The 15523-nt window shown below is 72.4% G+C and carries 23 protein-coding genes and 2 tRNA genes; 13 read left to right on the top strand and 12 right to left on the bottom strand.

Features of this window, described 5'->3' with window-relative positions; all coding sequences use genetic code 11:
• The first annotated feature begins 123 nt into the window (after nucleotides 1-123).
• Entirely contained in the window at nucleotides 124-669 is a 546-nt protein-coding gene (locus LB823_RS13675) for a DUF6578 domain-containing protein (protein ID WP_224647777.1), read from the top strand.
• A gap of 39 nt (nucleotides 670-708) precedes the next feature.
• Here LB823_RS13675 and LB823_RS13670 read toward each other — a convergent pair whose 3' ends face one another.
• Nucleotides 709-2034 carry an MFS transporter gene (locus LB823_RS13670; protein ID WP_374201325.1) on the bottom strand — a complete coding sequence of 442 codons (1326 nt, stop codon included), beginning with the start codon at nucleotides 2032-2034 and terminating at the stop codon, nucleotides 709-711.
• 28 nt (nucleotides 2035-2062) lie between these two features.
• Between LB823_RS13670 and LB823_RS13665 the strand changes: the two genes are divergently transcribed.
• The 3 genes from LB823_RS13665 (at nucleotide 2063) to LB823_RS13655 (ending at nucleotide 5417) form a co-directional block, all read left to right on the top strand.
• Entirely contained in the window at nucleotides 2063-3028 is a 966-nt protein-coding gene (locus tag LB823_RS13665) for a GlxA family transcriptional regulator (RefSeq protein ID WP_224647776.1), read from the top strand.
• Nucleotides 3029-3106: 78 nt separating this feature from the next.
• Nucleotides 3107-4249 (top strand): acyltransferase, encoded by a 1143-nt coding sequence (locus tag LB823_RS13660; protein ID WP_224647775.1) that lies wholly within the window; start codon nucleotides 3107-3109, stop codon nucleotides 4247-4249.
• Nucleotides 4230-5417 carry a hypothetical protein gene (locus LB823_RS13655; protein ID WP_224647774.1) on the top strand — a complete coding sequence of 396 codons (1188 nt, stop codon included), beginning with the start codon at nucleotides 4230-4232 and terminating at the stop codon, nucleotides 5415-5417. Before LB823_RS13660 ends, LB823_RS13655 begins: the two co-directional genes overlap by 20 nt.
• On the opposite strand, the gene LB823_RS13650 is transcribed toward LB823_RS13655, so the two are convergent.
• The 9 genes from LB823_RS13650 to LB823_RS13610 form a co-directional block, all read right to left on the bottom strand.
• Nucleotides 5390-5824 carry a thioesterase family protein gene (locus tag LB823_RS13650; protein WP_082809595.1) on the bottom strand — a complete coding sequence of 145 codons (435 nt, stop codon included), beginning with the start codon at nucleotides 5822-5824 and terminating at the stop codon, nucleotides 5390-5392. The genes LB823_RS13655 and LB823_RS13650 overlap by 28 nt on opposite strands.
• Nucleotides 5821-6879: a histidinol-phosphate transaminase gene (gene hisC, locus LB823_RS13645; RefSeq protein WP_224647794.1), complete on the bottom strand. Its 1059-nt coding sequence runs from the start codon at nucleotides 6877-6879 to the stop codon at nucleotides 5821-5823. The genes LB823_RS13650 and hisC overlap by 4 nt, the downstream gene beginning before the upstream one ends.
• Before the next feature lie 120 nt (nucleotides 6880-6999).
• Complete coding sequence (locus LB823_RS13640; protein WP_224647773.1) at nucleotides 7000-7185, bottom strand: CsbD family protein; 186 nt, start codon at nucleotides 7183-7185, stop codon at nucleotides 7000-7002.
• Between the two features lie 120 nt (nucleotides 7186-7305).
• A complete protein-coding gene (locus tag LB823_RS13635) occupies nucleotides 7306-7515 on the bottom strand; it encodes a CsbD family protein (protein ID WP_224647772.1) in 210 nt (69 codons plus the stop codon).
• Between the two features lie 2 nt (nucleotides 7516-7517).
• The gene (locus tag LB823_RS13630; RefSeq protein WP_224647771.1) at nucleotides 7518-8108 is read right to left on the bottom strand and encodes an alkaline shock response membrane anchor protein AmaP; all 591 of its coding nucleotides are present in this window, start codon (nucleotides 8106-8108) and stop codon (nucleotides 7518-7520) included.
• A complete protein-coding gene (locus tag LB823_RS13625) occupies nucleotides 8105-8896 on the bottom strand; it encodes a hypothetical protein (protein ID WP_224647770.1) in 792 nt (263 codons plus the stop codon). Before LB823_RS13625 ends, LB823_RS13630 begins: the two co-directional genes overlap by 4 nt.
• A gap of 2 nt (nucleotides 8897-8898) precedes the next feature.
• A complete protein-coding gene (locus LB823_RS13620; RefSeq protein WP_224647769.1) occupies nucleotides 8899-9084 on the bottom strand; it encodes a DUF2273 domain-containing protein in 186 nt (61 codons plus the stop codon).
• Entirely contained in the window at nucleotides 9081-9404 is a 324-nt protein-coding gene (locus LB823_RS13615; RefSeq protein ID WP_224647768.1) for a hypothetical protein, read from the bottom strand. The genes LB823_RS13620 and LB823_RS13615 overlap by 4 nt, the downstream gene beginning before the upstream one ends.
• Nucleotides 9401-9877 (bottom strand): Asp23/Gls24 family envelope stress response protein, encoded by a 477-nt coding sequence (locus LB823_RS13610; protein ID WP_224647767.1) that lies wholly within the window; start codon nucleotides 9875-9877, stop codon nucleotides 9401-9403. Before LB823_RS13610 ends, LB823_RS13615 begins: the two co-directional genes overlap by 4 nt.
• Before the next feature lie 115 nt (nucleotides 9878-9992).
• On the opposite strand from LB823_RS13610, the gene LB823_RS13605 reads away from it, so the two are divergent.
• The 6 genes from LB823_RS13605 to LB823_RS24085 all read left to right on the top strand — a co-directional run bounded on the left by LB823_RS13605 (nucleotide 9993) and on the right by LB823_RS24085 (nucleotide 12428).
• On the top strand, nucleotides 9993-10553 hold the full coding sequence (locus LB823_RS13605) for an RNA polymerase sigma factor (protein WP_224647766.1): 561 nt from the start codon (nucleotides 9993-9995) through the stop codon (nucleotides 10551-10553).
• 71 nt (nucleotides 10554-10624) lie between these two features.
• Nucleotides 10625-11146, top strand: coding sequence for a hypothetical protein (locus tag LB823_RS13600; protein WP_224647765.1), 522 nt, complete (start codon nucleotides 10625-10627; stop codon nucleotides 11144-11146).
• Between the two features lie 130 nt (nucleotides 11147-11276).
• A tRNA-Ser gene (locus tag LB823_RS13595) sits at nucleotides 11277-11368 on the top strand.
• 37 nt (nucleotides 11369-11405) lie between these two features.
• Nucleotides 11406-11478 (top strand) — tRNA-Arg (locus LB823_RS13590).
• An 84-nt stretch (nucleotides 11479-11562) separates the two neighbouring features.
• Complete coding sequence (locus LB823_RS13585) at nucleotides 11563-11940, top strand: DUF779 domain-containing protein (protein ID WP_224647764.1); 378 nt, start codon at nucleotides 11563-11565, stop codon at nucleotides 11938-11940.
• A 77-nt stretch (nucleotides 11941-12017) separates the two neighbouring features.
• The gene (locus tag LB823_RS24085; protein WP_224647763.1) at nucleotides 12018-12428 is read left to right on the top strand and encodes a carboxymuconolactone decarboxylase family protein; all 411 of its coding nucleotides are present in this window, start codon (nucleotides 12018-12020) and stop codon (nucleotides 12426-12428) included.
• Here LB823_RS24085 and LB823_RS13575 read toward each other — a convergent pair.
• The gene (locus LB823_RS13575) at nucleotides 12376-13086 is read right to left on the bottom strand and encodes a phosphatase PAP2 family protein (protein WP_224647762.1); all 711 of its coding nucleotides are present in this window, start codon (nucleotides 13084-13086) and stop codon (nucleotides 12376-12378) included. The two genes, LB823_RS24085 and LB823_RS13575, sit on opposite strands and share 53 nt — an antisense overlap.
• A gap of 93 nt (nucleotides 13087-13179) precedes the next feature.
• Between LB823_RS13575 and LB823_RS13570 the strand changes: the two genes are divergently transcribed.
• The gene (locus tag LB823_RS13570; RefSeq protein WP_224647761.1) at nucleotides 13180-13878 is read left to right on the top strand and encodes a hypothetical protein; all 699 of its coding nucleotides are present in this window, start codon (nucleotides 13180-13182) and stop codon (nucleotides 13876-13878) included.
• Between the two features lies 1 nt (nucleotide 13879).
• Here LB823_RS13570 and LB823_RS13565 read toward each other — a convergent pair whose 3' ends face one another.
• Complete coding sequence (locus tag LB823_RS13565; RefSeq protein WP_224647760.1) at nucleotides 13880-14632, bottom strand: hypothetical protein; 753 nt, start codon at nucleotides 14630-14632, stop codon at nucleotides 13880-13882.
• A gap of 69 nt (nucleotides 14633-14701) precedes the next feature.
• Here LB823_RS13565 and LB823_RS13560 point away from each other — a divergent pair, with 69 nt between their 5' ends.
• Both LB823_RS13560 and LB823_RS13555 read left to right on the top strand, forming a co-directional pair.
• Nucleotides 14702-14956, top strand: a complete 255-nt coding sequence (locus tag LB823_RS13560) for an AbrB/MazE/SpoVT family DNA-binding domain-containing protein (protein ID WP_224647759.1) — start codon at nucleotides 14702-14704, stop codon at nucleotides 14954-14956.
• Nucleotides 14944-15348, top strand: coding sequence for a PIN domain-containing protein (locus LB823_RS13555; protein ID WP_224647758.1), 405 nt, complete (start codon nucleotides 14944-14946; stop codon nucleotides 15346-15348). The genes LB823_RS13560 and LB823_RS13555 overlap by 13 nt, the downstream gene beginning before the upstream one ends.
• Nucleotides 15349-15523: the final 175 nt, after the last annotated feature.

The following is a 15523-nucleotide window of genomic DNA, read 5'->3' as shown; positions in this document are numbered from 1 at the left end:
GGCGAGTGCAATCGCATCAGTCCGACGACGGCGTGGCTACGATAGCCGCGGAGGTACGCCGGGACCCCGCGGAACCACTCCTGCGGGTCGCCGAACGCCCGGTGCAGAGTCGTGAATTCTCCTTTGTCGCTGGACGTATCGCTGCTGTACGTGCACATCTCCAACTGGGAGTACCAGTGCTGCGGCGCGGTACCTCGCGTCGGCGGCGCGGTGCGCGGTTCGCTCACCCTGCACCCCAGCCGGCGGCCCGGATATCCGGCGCCCGAGGTGCTCGACTGGGATCCCGAGACGGGGCTGGTCCGCGTGGGCGACCTGTACGCGCAGCTCGGCTTCTCCGTGACCGACCCGTACCGCACCGACCTCATCGTGAGCCTGGGCTGGCACGACGCCGGGCCGGCGCCGACGATGCTCGGCACCGTCGAGGTGCTGCTCGAGGAGACCGGCACCTACGCGCGCGAGCGTTCGGGCGAGCTCGACATCGACCCCGCCTCCGTGGACTACCGCGAGGTGCGTGAGGCCACGGTCTGGCCGGAGGACCGGCCCGAGGCGGGCGGGCCCGCGGCGGCGGGCGTGGTCGCCGGGGTCCGGCTCGCGGGCGTCGTCCCGGCAGCGGATCCGGCGCAGGTCCGGGCCGAGGGCCTGCGCCTGTTCACCGACGCCGCGGTCTGAGTCGTTGCGGGCCGCGTCGTCGCGGCCCCGACCCGGAGATCAGACGGCGACGGGCTCCGGCTCGGCCGCGCGGGAGCGGGCGCGCGGGATCACCCAGCACATCGCGGCGGCGCCGACGCAGAGCGCGCCCGCGGTGTAGAAGGCCGGGTCGTAGCCGCCCGAGGCGTCGCGAATGTAGCCGGCGCCGAACGCCGCGACCGCGGCGCCCAGCTGGTGCGAGGCGAAGATCCAGCCGAAGACCACCGGCGTCGACTCGCCGAAGTGCTCGCGGGCCAGCGCCATCGTCGGCGGCACCGTCGCGACCCAGTCGAGGCCGTAGAACAGGATGAAGACCAGCAGGCCGGGCGCGATGCCGGGGGAGAGCAGCGCGGGCAGCAGCGCGAGCGCGAGTCCGCGGCCGAGGTAGTAGACCACCAGCAGGATCCGCGAGTCGACGCGGTCCGTGAGCCAGCCCGACGCGATCGTGCCGACCACGTCGAAGACGCCGATGACCGCGAGCAGTGAGGCGGCGGTCGTCGCGGGCATCCCGTGGTCGCCGGCGGCGGGGATGAAGTGCGTCTGCAGCAGGCCGTTGGTGGTGGCGCCGCAGATGGCGAAACTCGCGGCGAGCAGCCAGAAGGCGGGACGCCGTGCGCCCATCGCCAGCCCCGCGAAGGCCGCGCGCACCGCACCGCGCGTCGGCTCCGGCGGGGGTGCGACCTCGTCGGCGCCGAAGGGAGGGAGCCCCAACTGCGCCGGCCACGACCGGAGGAACAGTCCGGCGACGGGGATCACCGCGACCGCCACGGCGGTCACCACCAGCGTGGCCGTCCGCCAGCCGTGCGCCTCGGACAGCGCCGCGACCACGGGCAGGAAGATCAGCTGGCCGGTGGCGCTGGCGGCGGTGAGGACGCCCGTCACCAGGCCCCGTCGGGCGACGAACCAGCGCATCGCGATGGTGGCGACGAAGGCCGTCGACAACGAGCCGGTGCCCAGGCCCACCAGCACGCCCCACAGCAGCACCAGCTGCCAGGCGTCGGTCATGAACACCGCGAGCCCGGTGCCGGCGGCGACGAGCGTCAGCGCGCCGATGACTACGGGGCGCACGCCCAGCTTGTCCATGAGCGCCGCGGAGAACGGCGCGGTGAGCCCGAACAGCGCCATGTTCACCGACATCGCCGCGCCGATCGTCGCGTGCGACCACCCGAACTCCATGTGCAGCGGGTCCATCATCACGCCGGGGACGGACCGGAAACCGGCCGCACCCAGCATCGTCACGAAGGCGACGCCGGCCACGATCCAGGCGTAGTGCGGCGCGCGCAGGCGCCTCAGCGGTGTAGTCACCGGACTAGATTCCCGGATCCGGCGCCCGCGAACCAGTGGCATTAATGACAAGATATGAAAGAATCATGCCATGCACACCGTCGCCGTCCTGCTGCTGGAACCCATCGTCGGCTTCGACGCCGCGATCCCGCCGCTGTGCTTCTCCGAGGCCACCGACGAGGCCGACCGGCCCCTCTACCGCGTCATCACCTGCGGCGTCGACCGGAATCCGGTCCGCGCGACGGGCGGCTACACGATCACGCCCGAGGCGGGCCCCGAGGCCCTCGCCCTCGCCGACACGGTGATCGTGCCGGGCACGAAGATCAACGGCCCCCGGTTCGACGGCACCCTCCCGGACGACATCCGCGCCGCCCTCGCCACCATCCGCCCGGGCACCCGCATCGTCTCCATCTGCACCGGCGCCTTCGTGCTCGCCGCCGCGGGCCTGCTCGACGGGCGGAGCGTGACCACGCACTGGAAGTACGGCGCGCAGCTGCGCAAGCTCTACCCCGCCGTCGGGCTCGTCGACCACGTCCTGTTCACCGACGACGGCGACGTCTTCACCTCCGCCGGGCTCGCCGCCGGCCTCGACCTGTGCCTGCACCTGATCCGCAGCGACCACGGCGCGGCCGTCGCCAACAAGGTCGCGCGACACTGCGTGGTGCCGCCCGCCCGCGAGGGGACGCAGGCGCAGTTCGTCGACGTCCCCGTGCCCGTGAGCGGGGCGGGCAGCACCGTCGAACCGCGGGACTGGGCCGTCCGGAATCTGCACGAGAACCTCTCGGTCGAGGTGCTCGCGCGGCGCGCGGGGATGTCGGTGCGCACCTTCAATCGGCGGTTCCGCGAGGAGACGGGACAGACGCCGGGGGCGTGGATCCTGCGCCGCCGCCTCGACCGCGCCCGCGAGCTGCTGGAGACCAGCGAGCTGTCGGTCGACGCCGTCGCCCGGGATTCCGGGCTCGGCACCGGCGCCAGCCTGCGGGCCCACCTGCGGCGCGATACCGGCATGACGCCGCTCGGCTACCGTCGCGTCTTCCGGGAGGCCCCGGTCGCGTGAGCCGCGCACCGTCGGGCCCGGGCGACCGCCGCCCGGGCGGCTGGACGGGGCCCGGGGGACACCGGGCAAAATGAAGGGATGCAGAGTCGGGTAGCGCCGCTCACCGGGCTGCGTGCCGTCGCGGCGGCCACGGTGTGCCTCACGCACGCCGCGTTCTCGACGGGGCACTACACCGACGACTTCGCCGGCCACCTCTGGGCGCGGTTCGAGATCGGCGTCCCCATCTTCTTCGCGCTGTCGGGCTTCCTGCTGTTCCGGCCGTGGGTGCGGCTGCTGCAGGACGGCACGGGCCACCAACCCGACCTGCGGCGGTACGCCTGGCACCGGTTCCGGCGCGTGGTGCCGGCGTACTGGGCGGTCGTCGTCGTGGTGTACGCGCTGGGGCTCGTCCGGCACGAGCCGAACCCGTCGGGCGGCGGGATCGACGGGCTCCTGCGCAACCTCACCTTCACCCAGATCTACGGCTTCGGGCACCTGCGGGTCGGGCTCACCCAGGCGTGGAGCCTCGCCGTGGAGGTGGCCTTCTACCTGGCGCTCCCGCTGATCGGCTGGGCGCTCACCGCGGTCCTGTGCCGGTACCGGTGGCGGCCCGCGCGGCTGCTGGCGGGCCTCGCCGGCGTCGCCGCGATCACGCCCGTGTGGATCATGATCGCCCCCGAGATCGAGCGCACCGCGCGCATGTGGCCGCCCGCCTACCTGTGGTGGTTCGTCGGGGGCATGGCCCTGACGGTCGCGGTCCCGCTGGTCCGACGGTGGCCGGCGTGGGCCACACCCGCGTGCCTCGCCGTCGCCCTCGCGGGGTTCGTCGTCTCCGCCCTGCCGGTGATCGGCGGCCCGCCGACAATGGTCCCGGCGAGCCAGGTGGAGGCGCTCGTGAAGTCGGCGCTGTACCTGCTGATCGCGACCGCGCTGATCGCCCCGCTCGGGCTGGCGCCGGGTGCGCGCTCGCCGTACCACCGGCTGCTCGGCAGCCGCCCGATGGTGTGGCTGGGCAGGATCTCCTACGAGTACTTCCTGGTGCACCTCATCGTCATGGACGTGCTGCTCCTCGACGTCTTCGGCTGGCGGCCGTTCACCGGGAACATCGCCGTGGCCTTCCTCGCGACCTCCGTCGTGAGCGTGGTGCTCGCGTGGGCGCTGCGCGCGGCCCTGCCCTTCGGGGATGATGAAGGTCGCACGTCGACGCAGAAGGGGGTGACGGATGTCCGCGCAGGAGCCTGAAGTGCACATCGAGGCGCCGGTGCGCCGCTGGTGCGACGCCCGCGCCATCCCCATGCCGCGGCGCGAGCTCTCCGACGAGGCCGCACTGCTCATCGCCGCGGGGCACCTGCAGCCCGCGGCCCGCGAGGTGGTGCTCAACCGGTTCGACACTGAGCGCGCCTTCCCCGACATCGGCGGCTACGCCAAGCTGCGCCGGCTCAGCCGGATCGCCGAGCACGAGGCACCGCCGCCCTCGGCCGACGGCCTCCCGCCGAACCCGTTGCAGCAGGCCAAGGCCGCCGCCGACGCGGTCCGCGGCGCCGACGCCCGCCGCAAGCTCGCCGGCTTCCGGCACGCCTTCACCCTCAACCGCATCTCGTTCGCCGCGGGCGTCCGCGCCGTGCGGCGGGCCCGCAAGGACGCCGTCCACCTCGACCTCGACGAGCGCGACGCCCTGTTCGACGCGCTGTGCCTGACGCCGCTCCCGGTGACTCCGTCGGCCGCGGCGGTCGCGGCGCGGACCGTCGCGCGGGTGGCCGGTCCGGCCCTGCGGCTCGCCCCGCAGCTCGCTGGCTGGGTCGACGGGCACGGCGCGCCCGACGAGGGCCTGCTCGTCTTCGAGGACCGGTACGACGTGCTGCTCTTCGTCGCCGGCCTGGTCTACGACAAGGTCAGCTACTCGCGGTCGGTGAGCTCCGGCGAGTTCGACGAACAGCTCGGCCAACTGGACCTCCCGACCGACCTGGTGCAGATCTCCGCCGACGTGGTGCAGCTCAAGTCCGTCTGGGGCCAGCTGCGGTACGCGCCGGGCCTCGCCGACGGCACCCGGTCGAGCGAGCTCGACACGGTGTGGGAGGAGCTCGTCGATCGGGTAACTGCGCTCACCCGCGTGGGTGACCTCGTGGACGTCGCCGATTCCAAACGGCCGCGCCGCCTGTCGATCGAGTCGATCGACCAGCAGATCCACGAGCTGGTGCAGCGCTCCGGCGAGCGCGAGATCTCCACGCAGAGTGCGCGTCGCGTCGCCGGGCAGATCATGGGCGCGCGGGGCGACCTCCCGCCCGCGCTGCCCGACGGTACGCGGCGCGCCCTGCCCGGTGCGGCGCTACCGGATTCGGCCCTTCCGGGGGAGGCGCCGAAGGCGTGGAAGCCCGCGCCGGCTCAGCCGCGCGACCAGGACGCGAGGTAGGTCTTCTCCTCGTCGGTGAGACGCCGCAGGCTGCGCTTCTCGATGTCGACGACCGCCATCTGCGTGGTCGCGAGGATCGCCGGCTTCGACTCCGGCGCGGCGTCTTTCGCGCGGACCTCGTAGCCGATGGTGAAGTCGACGCTGCGGTTCGACGCGATGTACATGCCCACCTGCACCGGCGAATCCTCGTGGTACAGCTGCGCCTTGTACTTGATCGCGACGTCCGCGATGAAGGCGCTCTTGATCAGCGGCGCGTACTTCTCGCCGGCGGAGAGCAGCCACTGGATGCGGGCCTCCTCCAGCAGCGTGACCATCCGCGCGTGGTTCACGTGGCCCAGCGCATCCATGTCCGACCAGCGGACGGGAACGTGTGCGGTGAAGGCGAACTCGTACTTGCCGAGGGTCATCGCTGCCACTTCGTGGCGAAGGCGAGGAAGGCGTCGTTCTCCTCGGGCACGGTGACGGTGACGCGGACGCCGGCACCGTCGAAGCCCCGGACCAGGAGGCCGGCCTCGGCGGCGTCGGTGGTGAACCGCACCGAGTCAGCGCCCAGCGGGAGCCAGACGAAGTTGGCCTGGGTGTGCGGGACCTCGAAACCGGCCTGCAGCAACGCGTCCCGGACGCGGGCGCGCTCGGCGACGACGGTCTCGGTGCGGGCCAGCAGCTCGTCGTTCGCGTGCAGCGAGGCGATGGCGGCGGCCTGCGCGGGCACGCTGACGGAGAAGGGCAGGTGCACCTTGGTGAGTGCGGCGATGAGCTCGGGATCGGCGATGGCGTAGCCCACCCGCAGGCCGGCGAGGCCGTAGGCCTTGGAGAAGGTGCGCAGGGCGATCACGTTGCGGTGCCGGGCGATCAGGGCGGCGCCGTCGATGCGCTCGCCGGTCTGCTCGTTGGCGCGGTGGTACTCGTAGTAGGCCTCGTCGAGGGCGACGATCACGTGCGGCGGCACCTTCTGCAGGAACGCCTCGAGAGCCTCCTCGGAGACCGTCGTGCCGGTCGGGTTGTTCGGGTTGCAGACGAAGATCAGGCGCGTGCGGTCGGTGATCGCGGCGGCCATGGCGTCGAGGTCGTGCACGTGGTCCGTGGTGAGGGGCACCTGGACCGGCGTCGCGCCGACGACGCGGGTCACGATCGGGTAGGCCTCGAAGCTGCGCCACGCGAAGATCACCTCGTCGCCGGGGCGGCAGGTGACCTGGACCAGGTCCTGGCAGAGGGCGACGGAGCCGCAGCCCGCGTGCAGCTGCTCCTCCGTGGCGCCGGTGAGCTTCGCCAGCTCGGCCTTGAGGGCCACCGCCCCGTTGTCGGGGTACCGGTTGGCGCTGCGCAGCACCCCGGCGAGGGCCGCGGCGACGGACGGCAGCGGACCGTCGACGATCTCGTTGGAGGCGAGCTTGATCGCGCCCGGCGCGGACTTCCCCGGAACGTACGCCGGGAGCGCGTCGAGATCGGAGCGGATGCTCAGCGGCGCGGGACGGGAGGAGTTCTCAATGGCCACTCGGCCAGGGTAGACCGACGGCCCGGCCCCCGGGGCCACCGAGGCCGGTCCGCGCGGACCGGCCCCGGTGGCCGTGGGTGCAACGGATCAGTTGCCCGAGAGCTTGTTCTTGAGGGAGTCAGCCTCGCCCTTGACCTTGTCGCCGAACTCGCCCGCCTTCTCCTTGGCGGCGGCGGTGGCCTGGTCGACCTTCTCGCCGGCGGCCGCGGCGGCCTCCTGGGCGCGGCCCTTGAGCTCCTCGGCCTTGTTCTTCGCGTCGTCTGCGATGCCCATGCGTGATCCTTCCGATACACCCGATGTGTTCCCCCGAGGCGGATCCCCGAGGCTTTGATTGTGCGCTGTTCGGCACAACCGCGCAGGGTTATCGATTGCGATAACGACGGACCTGCGGTTTCAGTTTCCGGAGAGCTTGTCCTTGACGGCGTCGACGCCCTCCTTGACCTTGTCCGCGACGTCGGCGATCTTCTCCTTCGCTGCGGCGAGGCCCTGATCCGCCTGCCCCTCGGCCTTGAGATCGTCGTCGCCCGTGGCCGCGCCCGCGGCCTCCTTGGCGCGCCCCTTGAGGTCCTCAGCCTTGTTCTTGGCGTCGTCTGCGATGCCCATGGTCACGTCCTCTCGATGGTCGTTGGATCTTCATCTCGGGGGAGTTCCCCAAGTCTTCTGTCGCCGCGCCGGTCGTTCACGAGGACCTGGAACGCGACGTCGGGCCCGGTCGCGGCGGCCACGTCGTGGCGGGCGGCGGCCGCCAGGGCGGTGAGCTCGTCGACGGGTGCGCCGGGGGAGATCGCGACCGCCACCCGGATGACGGGCCGGCCCTTCTCGATCACGGTCGACGGGCGGGCGCGCCGGATCAGGGGGCTGCGCCCCAGGTCAGCGGCGACGGCGTCGGCCACCCGCCCGAGGTCGACGGTGCCGTCGCCCGGGACGTGCGCGGTGCGCGAGGCGGAGCTGCGCAGGTGCCGGACCAGCAGCCACAGCGCCACCAGCACCAGGACCGCGCCGGCCGCGCCGGTGACGGCGGGCCACCACGGCTGGTCGGGCAGGCGCACGATCGTCGGGACCGAGACGCGGTCGGCGGCGTCGGCCGCGGTCCGCTGACCGAGCCGGTCGCCGAGCGCCCACAGGCCGCCGCCGAGCAGCACCAGCCCGACGAGGCCGGCGACGATCCGGTCGATGAAGCGGGTCGAGCCCTTCATCGGGCCACCTCCTCGGCGCTGCGGCGGTCGGGGTCGATCCGCCGGTGGAACCAGAGTTCGTCGGAGACGGGGGTGTGACTGCGCCGGCGCGGCTTCAGCGCGGCGATCAGCAGCAGCAGGCCGAGCACGATGGCGCCGACCGTCGCGGGCCAGGCCCACCACGACCAGCGGACGTCGTCGGCGATGCGGGGCACCGCGTCGATCCAGCGGCTCCCGGCGACCCAGCCGAGCGAGACGAGGGCGTCGCGGACCGCGATCACGCCGAGCGCGAGGACGGCGAGCAGCAGGGGCACCGTCGCGATGCTGGCGCCGGCGGTGCGGCGCGGCGCGTGACGGCGCAGGTCCCGGGCTGTGGGCGCGTCGTCCGTCGCGGCGACGGCGGCGTGGTGCGCGAGTGCGGCGCGAGACCCGGTGCGCTCGTCGCTGATCCGGGTGATGTGCACGTGCACCTCCTTCGGGGCCGTGCCCAGGCTGCGGGCGAGCTCGTCGTCGACCGCGGAGCGGACCGCGGGAACCAGCCGGGCGGAGTCGAGCGGCCACTGCGCGGCGATCTGCACGTCGACGTCACTGCGGGCGCGGTCGGCGAAGCGCACCGCGGGCAGCTGCCGCGTCGTGAGCCCGCGGACCCGCTCGGTGCCGGGCACCGAGAGCGCGGCGTGCTCGACCAGTCGGCGCCGCACGCGGTCGTCGATGACGGTGCGGCCGCGACCCGCGGTGTCGGCGGCACGCCCGGCGCCGGTGTCGTCGGGGATGCCCGGGGCATCCGGGGTCTCCGATTCGGTGGTCATGGTCAGCTCCGGTCGCGGCGCCGCAGGGCGGTGAGGTCGATGAGCCCGTCGAAGTGTGCGCCCACGGCCGCCCCGGCCGTGCCGAGGACGATCGCGAGGAGGAAGCCGACCAGGCCGCCGACCACGATGGCGATCGCCACGAGCAGGCCGATCACGCCTCCCCACACGGTGAAGTGTCCTGGCGTCATGCGGTGAACTCCTTCGGTGCTGCGGTGCCCTGGTCGGACACCGCGATGTCGGATACGACGACGTCCACGGGGACCCCCGCGGCGTCGGAGGCGGCCGCGCGGACGCGGTCCGCGAGGTCGACGAGGTCGAGATCGCGCCGGAACTCGAGCACGACGGAGACCTGTCCTCCGTCGTCGTCGAGCCGGACGCCGCGCACCGTCCGGCCCGGGAGGTACGTGGCGGGGGAGCCGGGCCCGCCCGCGTGGACGCCCACGACGCCGTCGATCGCCGTCACGGCGGCGACGACCCCGTCGACCCGGGCGGCGCGTGCGGAGCTCACTGGACCCGCGACTCCGCCGACGCCTCGCCGGTGGCGACATCGTCGTCGTCGGCGAAGTGGACGTCGTGGACGGTCACGTTGACCTCGGTCACTTCGAGACCGGTCATGGACTCGACGGCGTCGATGACGTTGCTGCGGATGCCGGCGGCCAGGTCGTGGATCGCGACGCCGTACTCGGCGACGATCGTCACGTCGACCGCGGCCTGCCGCTCTCCGACCTCGACGGTGACGCCCTGCGTGAGGTCCGGTGCGCCGGGGAGGGTCTCGCGGATGCGGCCGACCACGCGGGCGGCCTGGCCGCCGAGATCGTAGACACCGTCGACCTCGCGGGCCGCGATACCGGCGATCTTGGACACGACCACGTCGGCGATGTTGGTGCTGCCGCGCCCGACCTGCGTCGCGACCGCGGTCCCGGGCTTCGCGGCCTTCGACTCGTCGGCGGTCGCGGCGGGCTTGGTGGTGGTCGAGGTCATGTTCGGTCTCCCTTGTGTCGACTGATGTACCGGGATCCGTTCCGGCACACTGGGTGAGTCGCCGTCTCGCGGAGATCGGCACGCGATTGTGACCCATCTCACATTTGGAGGGTGGTTGTTCGACTCGGAGCTGCTGCCGTCGCTGTCCGACGAGACCCTGACGAGGCGCGCCCAGCGCGGCGACGCCGCGGCCTTCGACGTGCTCGTGCAGCGGCACGCGCCCGCCCTGCATCGCTTCGTCGCGCGGACGATGCCCGAACGCAGCGACTGCGACGACATCGTGCAGGAATCCCTCATCGCCGCGTGGAAGGCGCTCCCGAGCTTCGCCTTCCGCTCGACCCTGCGGACGTGGCTGTTCTCGATCGCGGCCCGCAAGACCGCTGACGTGCTGCGTCGCCGCGCGCCCGTGGTCGATTCGGAGGCCGTCGACGAGGCCGTCGCGCGGGAGCCCGGCCCCGTCGAGAAGGCGACCGATAGGGACTTCCTCGACGCGCTCGCCCGGGAGCTGGGGCGCCTGCCGTACCCGGCCCGCGCGGCGTGGTGGCTCCGCGAGGTCGACGGGCTGTCCATCGCCGAGATCGCGGGCGTCCTGCGGACCACGGAGGGGTCGGTGCGCGGCCACCTCCAGCGGACGCGGCAGCGGCTCGCGGAGACGCTGGGGGAGTACTGGCCATGAGCGATCCGACGCGGCCCACGGAGGCCGGACCGTTGTGCAATCCGACAGGACGTGGTCACACTGGGGGAGCGATGAGTTTCAGGCGAGTGGAGAGTGGCGACGCCGAACCGGCGCAGGCCACCGATTGGATTGCCGACGCGACGCGTCGGCTCGCCGGGCTGTCCGCACCCGATGCCGAGGCGCCCGAAGTCGATCCGCGCTGGGGTGCGGACGCGATCGACCGGCTGCGCGAGGCCGTCGCCCAGCAGGTCTCCGCGCTGCCCCGGCGCTCCCGCCCGATCCCGACGGTGCGGCGGGGGGTCTCGGTGACCGAGCTGGCCCTCTCGAAGGCGATCACGGCGGCGCTCTCCGACACCGCGGCCGCCGAGTCCGCAGCCGTCGCCGATGTCGCGCTCGATCTCGGTGGAGGTGCGCTCGCCGCCGTGCACGTCCATCTCGTCGCGGTGGGTGCCGACGGCCGGTCCCACACGCTGTTCGACGGTGGCGAGCGACTCCGCGCCCTGACGGCCGACGTCGTGCGGCGCATGGTCGGCACCGCCGACGTGCGCATCGACCTCACCTGGGAGGACGTGCTCACGCCCGAGCCGATCTGAGCGCACCGCGCGGCCCGCACGTGAACGGAAGATGACCAGCGGTTTTGTGGGTTGCGGAGAGGTTGTGTAATGTAGCTGCTCGGCGGTTGCGCGTGACCCGTAAGGATCGCTCGCGCATCGCGTCCGATTTGGAGGCGTGCCAGAGCGGCCGAATGGGACTCACTGCTAATGAGTTGTCCGGCCAACACCGGACCGGAGGTTCAAATCCTCTCGCCTCCGCCACGTCGGTCTTCGGACCGGCGAGAATTGAATAGGGTATGCGCCCGTAGCTCAGTGGATAGAGCATCTGACTACGGATCAGAAGGTCAGGGGTTCGAATCCCTTCGGGCGCACAGGCAGACGCCGGGTCAGTTCATCTGACCCGGCGTTTCTGCGTTCCGGCTGCGTTACCGTCGAAGGCGACGACGGGAGCGGGCATGGACGAGCGGGTGGAATCGACGCAGGCGGCGCGGGCGATGCTGGGCGAGCTGTGGGACGGCAGCGGCCCGCTGCTGATCCACCAGAGCGGCGGCTGCTGCGACGGCTCGGCGCCCATGGTGTTCGCCGTCGACGAGTTCCGCGTGGGCGATGCCAACGTGCGGCTCGGCACCGTCGAACTCGGGGACGGGCGCGACGTGCCGGTCTGGGTGTCCGACGGCGAGGCGCGGGTCTGGGAGAACAGCGTGCTCGTCCTGGACCTCGAGCCGGGCCGCGCCGCCGGCTTCTCGCTCGAGGGCTCCACGGGCAAGCGCTTCGTGTCGCGGGTCCGGATCGCCGGCGCCGACGGTGCCGCCTGCCCCGTCCCGCAGGCCTGAACGAGCGTGACCGGAGGCGCGGGGATACCGTCGATCGTGAGACATGCGAATGACATGTCGTCGACGGAGGTGGGACCGTGCCCGAGCAGTACGACATCGATAGCGAGGCGTCGATCGCCCGCCGGGAGGCCGGCGTGGAGGTGCTGGAGGGCATCGACGGGTCCGCGGCCCGGACGGTGATCGACGGGCTGGCGGAGGTGAACCCCGCGCTCGCGCACCACATCGCGGCGTGGGGATTCGGCGACGTCTACGCCCGGCCCGGCCTGAACCCGCGCGACCGTCAGCTGGTGACGCTGGGCATTCTCACCGCGCTCGGCGGGACCGAGAACCAGCTGCGGGTGCACGTGAACACCTCGCTCAACGTGGGCATCACCCGCGAGGAGATCAACGAGGTCCTCCTGCATGCCGCCGTGTACACGGGCTTCCCGCGCGCGATCAACGCGACGCTGGTCGCGCGGGACGTGTTCGCGGAGCGCGACCGCGCCTGACGGTGTCGGCCAGCCGGCGGTCCCAGCGCGGCCACGATGCGGGCGGGAGCAGCGCGAGCCCGACGGCGACGCCCGCGAGGCCGATCGCGAACCCGGCCGCGGTGTCGGAGAACCAGTGCACGCCCAGGTACAGGCGGCTCGCCGCGACGGCGCCGATCACCACCGCGGGGGCGAGGAGTGCGAGCAGCCGCCGGCGGGCGGTCCAGCCGGCGGTGACGGCCACCGTCGTGGCCAGGAGCAGGGCCGTCGTGCCCGTGACGTGGCCCGACGGGAAGCCGTAGTCCGTCTCGTTCGCGAGATGGTCGACGAGCGGCGGGCGTTGGCGGGCGAAGGCGTACTTCAGCGCGAGGGTCGCCGCGGAGGCGACGGCGGTGCTGCCGAGCACGAAGACAGCGGAGCCGGCGGACCGTCGCCACGCCAGGAGCGCGGCGACGAGCACGCCGAGTGCGATGGTGCCGCCCGGCGAGAAGACGTCGGTGATGAGGGTCATCACCGACGTGGTGGCAGAGCCGCGGTGCTCGATCATCTCCTCCAGCACCTCGCCGTCGGCCTCGGTGACGGGCCGCCACCCGACGAGCAGGCCGAGGGCGACGACGGCGCCGACGAGCGCGACGGCGGCGGCCAGGTAGTACCGGCCGAGCCGGTCGAGAGTGGGCATCAGTCCAGATTGCCCGCGCGAAAGTCGTTCGCGCAACCCAAGACCGGGTAAAGCACGCCTCATGACCGGGGGTGGTACGGGTAGCGTGAGGCCATGCGGAAGCGACTGAGGCGGGCGCGCGCGGCGCGGCTGCAGCGCGACACCCTGTACGCGGACGTCTCCGAATGGCAGCCGGAGCTGCCCGAGAAGTACCCCTACCGATGGGTGGCGATCCGCTCCAACGACGGCACCTACCGCGACCGCAGGTTCGCCGCCAACTGGGACACGGTGCGGCGCATGCTCGACGACGGCCGGCTGGTCGGCGCGATCGTCTACGCCGTGGTCCGCCCCAACTGGGAGGAGACCCTCGCCGTGCACAAAGAGATGCAGGGCGAGGACCGGCCCGACGTGGTGACGATGGCCGACGCGGAGTCCTGGGGCGGGCAGATCGTCGGCGACCACTCGGAGGCCTTCAACGGCTTCACCTGGGGCGCCTCGGACTGGCGCGGCGGCGGTGCGGACCCGCGGCCCACCCGGTGCATCGGCTACCTCAACCCCAACGACATCAGCATCTGGCCGACGCTGCCCGACATGCCCTTCGTGGTGCCCTCCTACGGCGCGCTGCCCGACTTCGCCCGGGCGCCGGAACTGGGGCGGCGCTTCGCGATCCACCAGTACACCGACGGCAGCGGTTACGGCGGTGGGCTGCCCGAGGGCTACGGCCGCGTGCGGTGCGACATGAACGCCGCCAACGGCCTCGATCCGTGGCAACTCGGGGATCTGCTCGGTACCACCACCATCCCGGTGGACTGAGTCACTCGCACCACGGCGTGAATGTCACGTCCGGTAGCGTCGGCAGCCAGCCGTCGACCCACGCGCCCGCGTAGACGGGGACGTCGCCGGTCTGCAGTTCGACGACGTGTCCGGGGAGTTCGGCGGCCACGAGCGGGAGGAGCCGACGCCCCTCGGCGGCATGGGTCGCCGCGAGTTCGTCTCTCCGCCAGCCGGTCTCCCAATGGAACTCGCGGTCGAACTCGGCCTGCCAGGCATCGAGCTCGAGGCCCAGAGCTTCGGGCAGGTCGAGGTGTTCCGGCCCGATACCGCCGTAGGTGGCCCACAGCGGCGGGCCGGAGTAGTCGTTCATCAGGCGGACCCAGCGCTCGGGTGCGACGTCGAACTGGCGCACCTGTGTGCCGGCGAGGAGCGGCGTCTCGCCCGACGGTGACCACCCCGTCGCCCAGCCGCCGGCGTAGCCGCGCTCGGCGATCGGCCAGAGGCTGTACTTGATGACGAAGCCGGGTAGCTCGGCGACCAGGCCGTCGAGGATCGCGTGAGCCTCACGCGCGTAGTCCGCTTCGGCTGTCGCCGTGCGCCAGCCTTCGCGGCCGCCCAGGTGGTCGGTCTCCAACAGCGCCTGCCAGGCGTCGACGCGGCCGGCGAGTGCGCCCGAGAGGCCGAGGTCCTCACCGCTCAGCGGGTGCAGTTGGTCGACACCGACCAGCGGGGGCCGGTCGACGTCGGGCCACACATGGAGGACGCGGTCCGGGACGAGCGGAGAATCGGGCATCCGCCCAGGCTACGTGGGTGATTGTGCGACCGCATCGACATATTACAGGCGTGATGGTAGGAAAATGGTATGAGAACTACCATCGACGGAGCGGGCCGGATCGTGGTGCCGAAGGCGATCCGGGACGCGATGGGGTTGAGCGCGGGGAGGGCGGTGGACGTGACGTTCGCAGACGGGCGCATCGAGATCGAGGTGGCACCCGTCGAGATCGATATCGTGCCGGGCGACCCGTTTCCGAAGGCTGTACCGCGGGAGCCGGTTCCGCCACTGACCGACGAGATGGTCCGTCGGACCCTCGAAGAGGTCCGGCAGTGGCCTCGCTAGCGTGCGACACCAGCGTTCTGCTTCCGTCGTTGCTGTCTTGGCACCATGCGCACACCAGGTGCGCCTTCGCGTTGGCGCAGCAGGAGTTCGCGGTGCCCGCGCATGCGCTGATGGAGACCTTCAGCGTGCTCACCAGGCTCCCCGAGAATCGGCTCTCGCCGGAGCAGGCCGCCGCGCTCATCGCGGGTGTCGACGCACCGTTGATCGATCTTCCCGGCAGTGAGCACGGGCGAGTGGTGGCGGCCCTAGGAGCGCGCGGGATCGGTGGCGGCGCGACCTACGACGCACTGGTGGGCGCAACTGCAGCGCACCACGGAATGACTCTCCTGACCGCCGACCTGCGGGCGCCGCGGACCTACGAGGCGGTCGGGGCAACCTACCGGACGGTGTGAGGCGGCACCGTCGGGCGGAACAACGGGAACCGCCGTCCGCGCGTCCGCCCGAGCCTCGGTGCGTGTCGGCGACGGTTCGACGGCGTGTCGTCGCAGGACTGCACCGAAGATGGGAGCGCGTTCGAGCGCTCGGGGCCTGATCGAGGTTGCGGGTGAGGGGTATGCGTACCACGCA

The organism is Tsukamurella sp. M9C, from assembly GCF_020169415.1.
In the GTDB taxonomy this organism is placed as follows: Bacteria; Actinomycetota; Actinomycetes; order Mycobacteriales; family Mycobacteriaceae; genus Tsukamurella.
Note: the sequence above shows the minus strand (reverse complement) of the source record. Positions and strands in the feature narration are given on the sequence as shown.

What these genes read in the sequence shown, in the direction of transcription:
- LB823_RS13670 (WP_374201325.1), bottom strand. Translation starts at nt 2,034, where the DNA reads ATGCCACTGGTTCGCGGGCGCCGGATCCGGGAATCTAGTCCGGTGACT.
- LB823_RS13665 (WP_224647776.1), top strand. Translation starts at nt 2,063, where the DNA reads ATGCACACCGTCGCCGTCCTGCTGCTGGAACCCATCGTCGGCTTCGAC.
- LB823_RS13660 (WP_224647775.1), top strand. Translation starts at nt 3,107, where the DNA reads ATGCAGAGTCGGGTAGCGCCGCTCACCGGGCTGCGTGCCGTCGCGGCG.
- LB823_RS13655 (WP_224647774.1), top strand. Translation starts at nt 4,230, where the DNA reads ATGTCCGCGCAGGAGCCTGAAGTGCACATCGAGGCGCCGGTGCGCCGC.
- LB823_RS13650 (WP_082809595.1), bottom strand. Translation starts at nt 5,824, where the DNA reads ATGACCCTCGGCAAGTACGAGTTCGCCTTCACCGCACACGTTCCCGTC.
- LB823_RS13640 (WP_224647773.1), bottom strand. Translation starts at nt 7,185, where the DNA reads ATGGGCATCGCAGACGACGCGAAGAACAAGGCCGAGGAGCTCAAGGGC.
- LB823_RS13635 (WP_224647772.1), bottom strand. Translation starts at nt 7,515, where the DNA reads ATGGGCATCGCAGACGACGCCAAGAACAAGGCTGAGGACCTCAAGGGG.
- LB823_RS13630 (WP_224647771.1), bottom strand. Translation starts at nt 8,108, where the DNA reads ATGAAGGGCTCGACCCGCTTCATCGACCGGATCGTCGCCGGCCTCGTC.
- LB823_RS13625 (WP_224647770.1), bottom strand. Translation starts at nt 8,896, where the DNA reads ATGACCACCGAATCGGAGACCCCGGATGCCCCGGGCATCCCCGACGAC.
- LB823_RS13620 (WP_224647769.1), bottom strand. Translation starts at nt 9,084, where the DNA reads ATGACGCCAGGACACTTCACCGTGTGGGGAGGCGTGATCGGCCTGCTC.
- LB823_RS13610 (WP_224647767.1), bottom strand. Translation starts at nt 9,877, where the DNA reads ATGACCTCGACCACCACCAAGCCCGCCGCGACCGCCGACGAGTCGAAG.
- LB823_RS13600 (WP_224647765.1), top strand. Translation starts at nt 10,625, where the DNA reads ATGAGTTTCAGGCGAGTGGAGAGTGGCGACGCCGAACCGGCGCAGGCC.
- LB823_RS13585 (WP_224647764.1), top strand. Translation starts at nt 11,563, where the DNA reads ATGGACGAGCGGGTGGAATCGACGCAGGCGGCGCGGGCGATGCTGGGC.
- LB823_RS13575 (WP_224647762.1), bottom strand. Translation starts at nt 13,086, where the DNA reads ATGCCCACTCTCGACCGGCTCGGCCGGTACTACCTGGCCGCCGCCGTC.
- LB823_RS13570 (WP_224647761.1), top strand. Translation starts at nt 13,180, where the DNA reads ATGCGGAAGCGACTGAGGCGGGCGCGCGCGGCGCGGCTGCAGCGCGAC.
- LB823_RS13565 (WP_224647760.1), bottom strand. Translation starts at nt 14,632, where the DNA reads ATGCCCGATTCTCCGCTCGTCCCGGACCGCGTCCTCCATGTGTGGCCC.
- LB823_RS13560 (WP_224647759.1), top strand. Translation starts at nt 14,702, where the DNA reads ATGAGAACTACCATCGACGGAGCGGGCCGGATCGTGGTGCCGAAGGCG.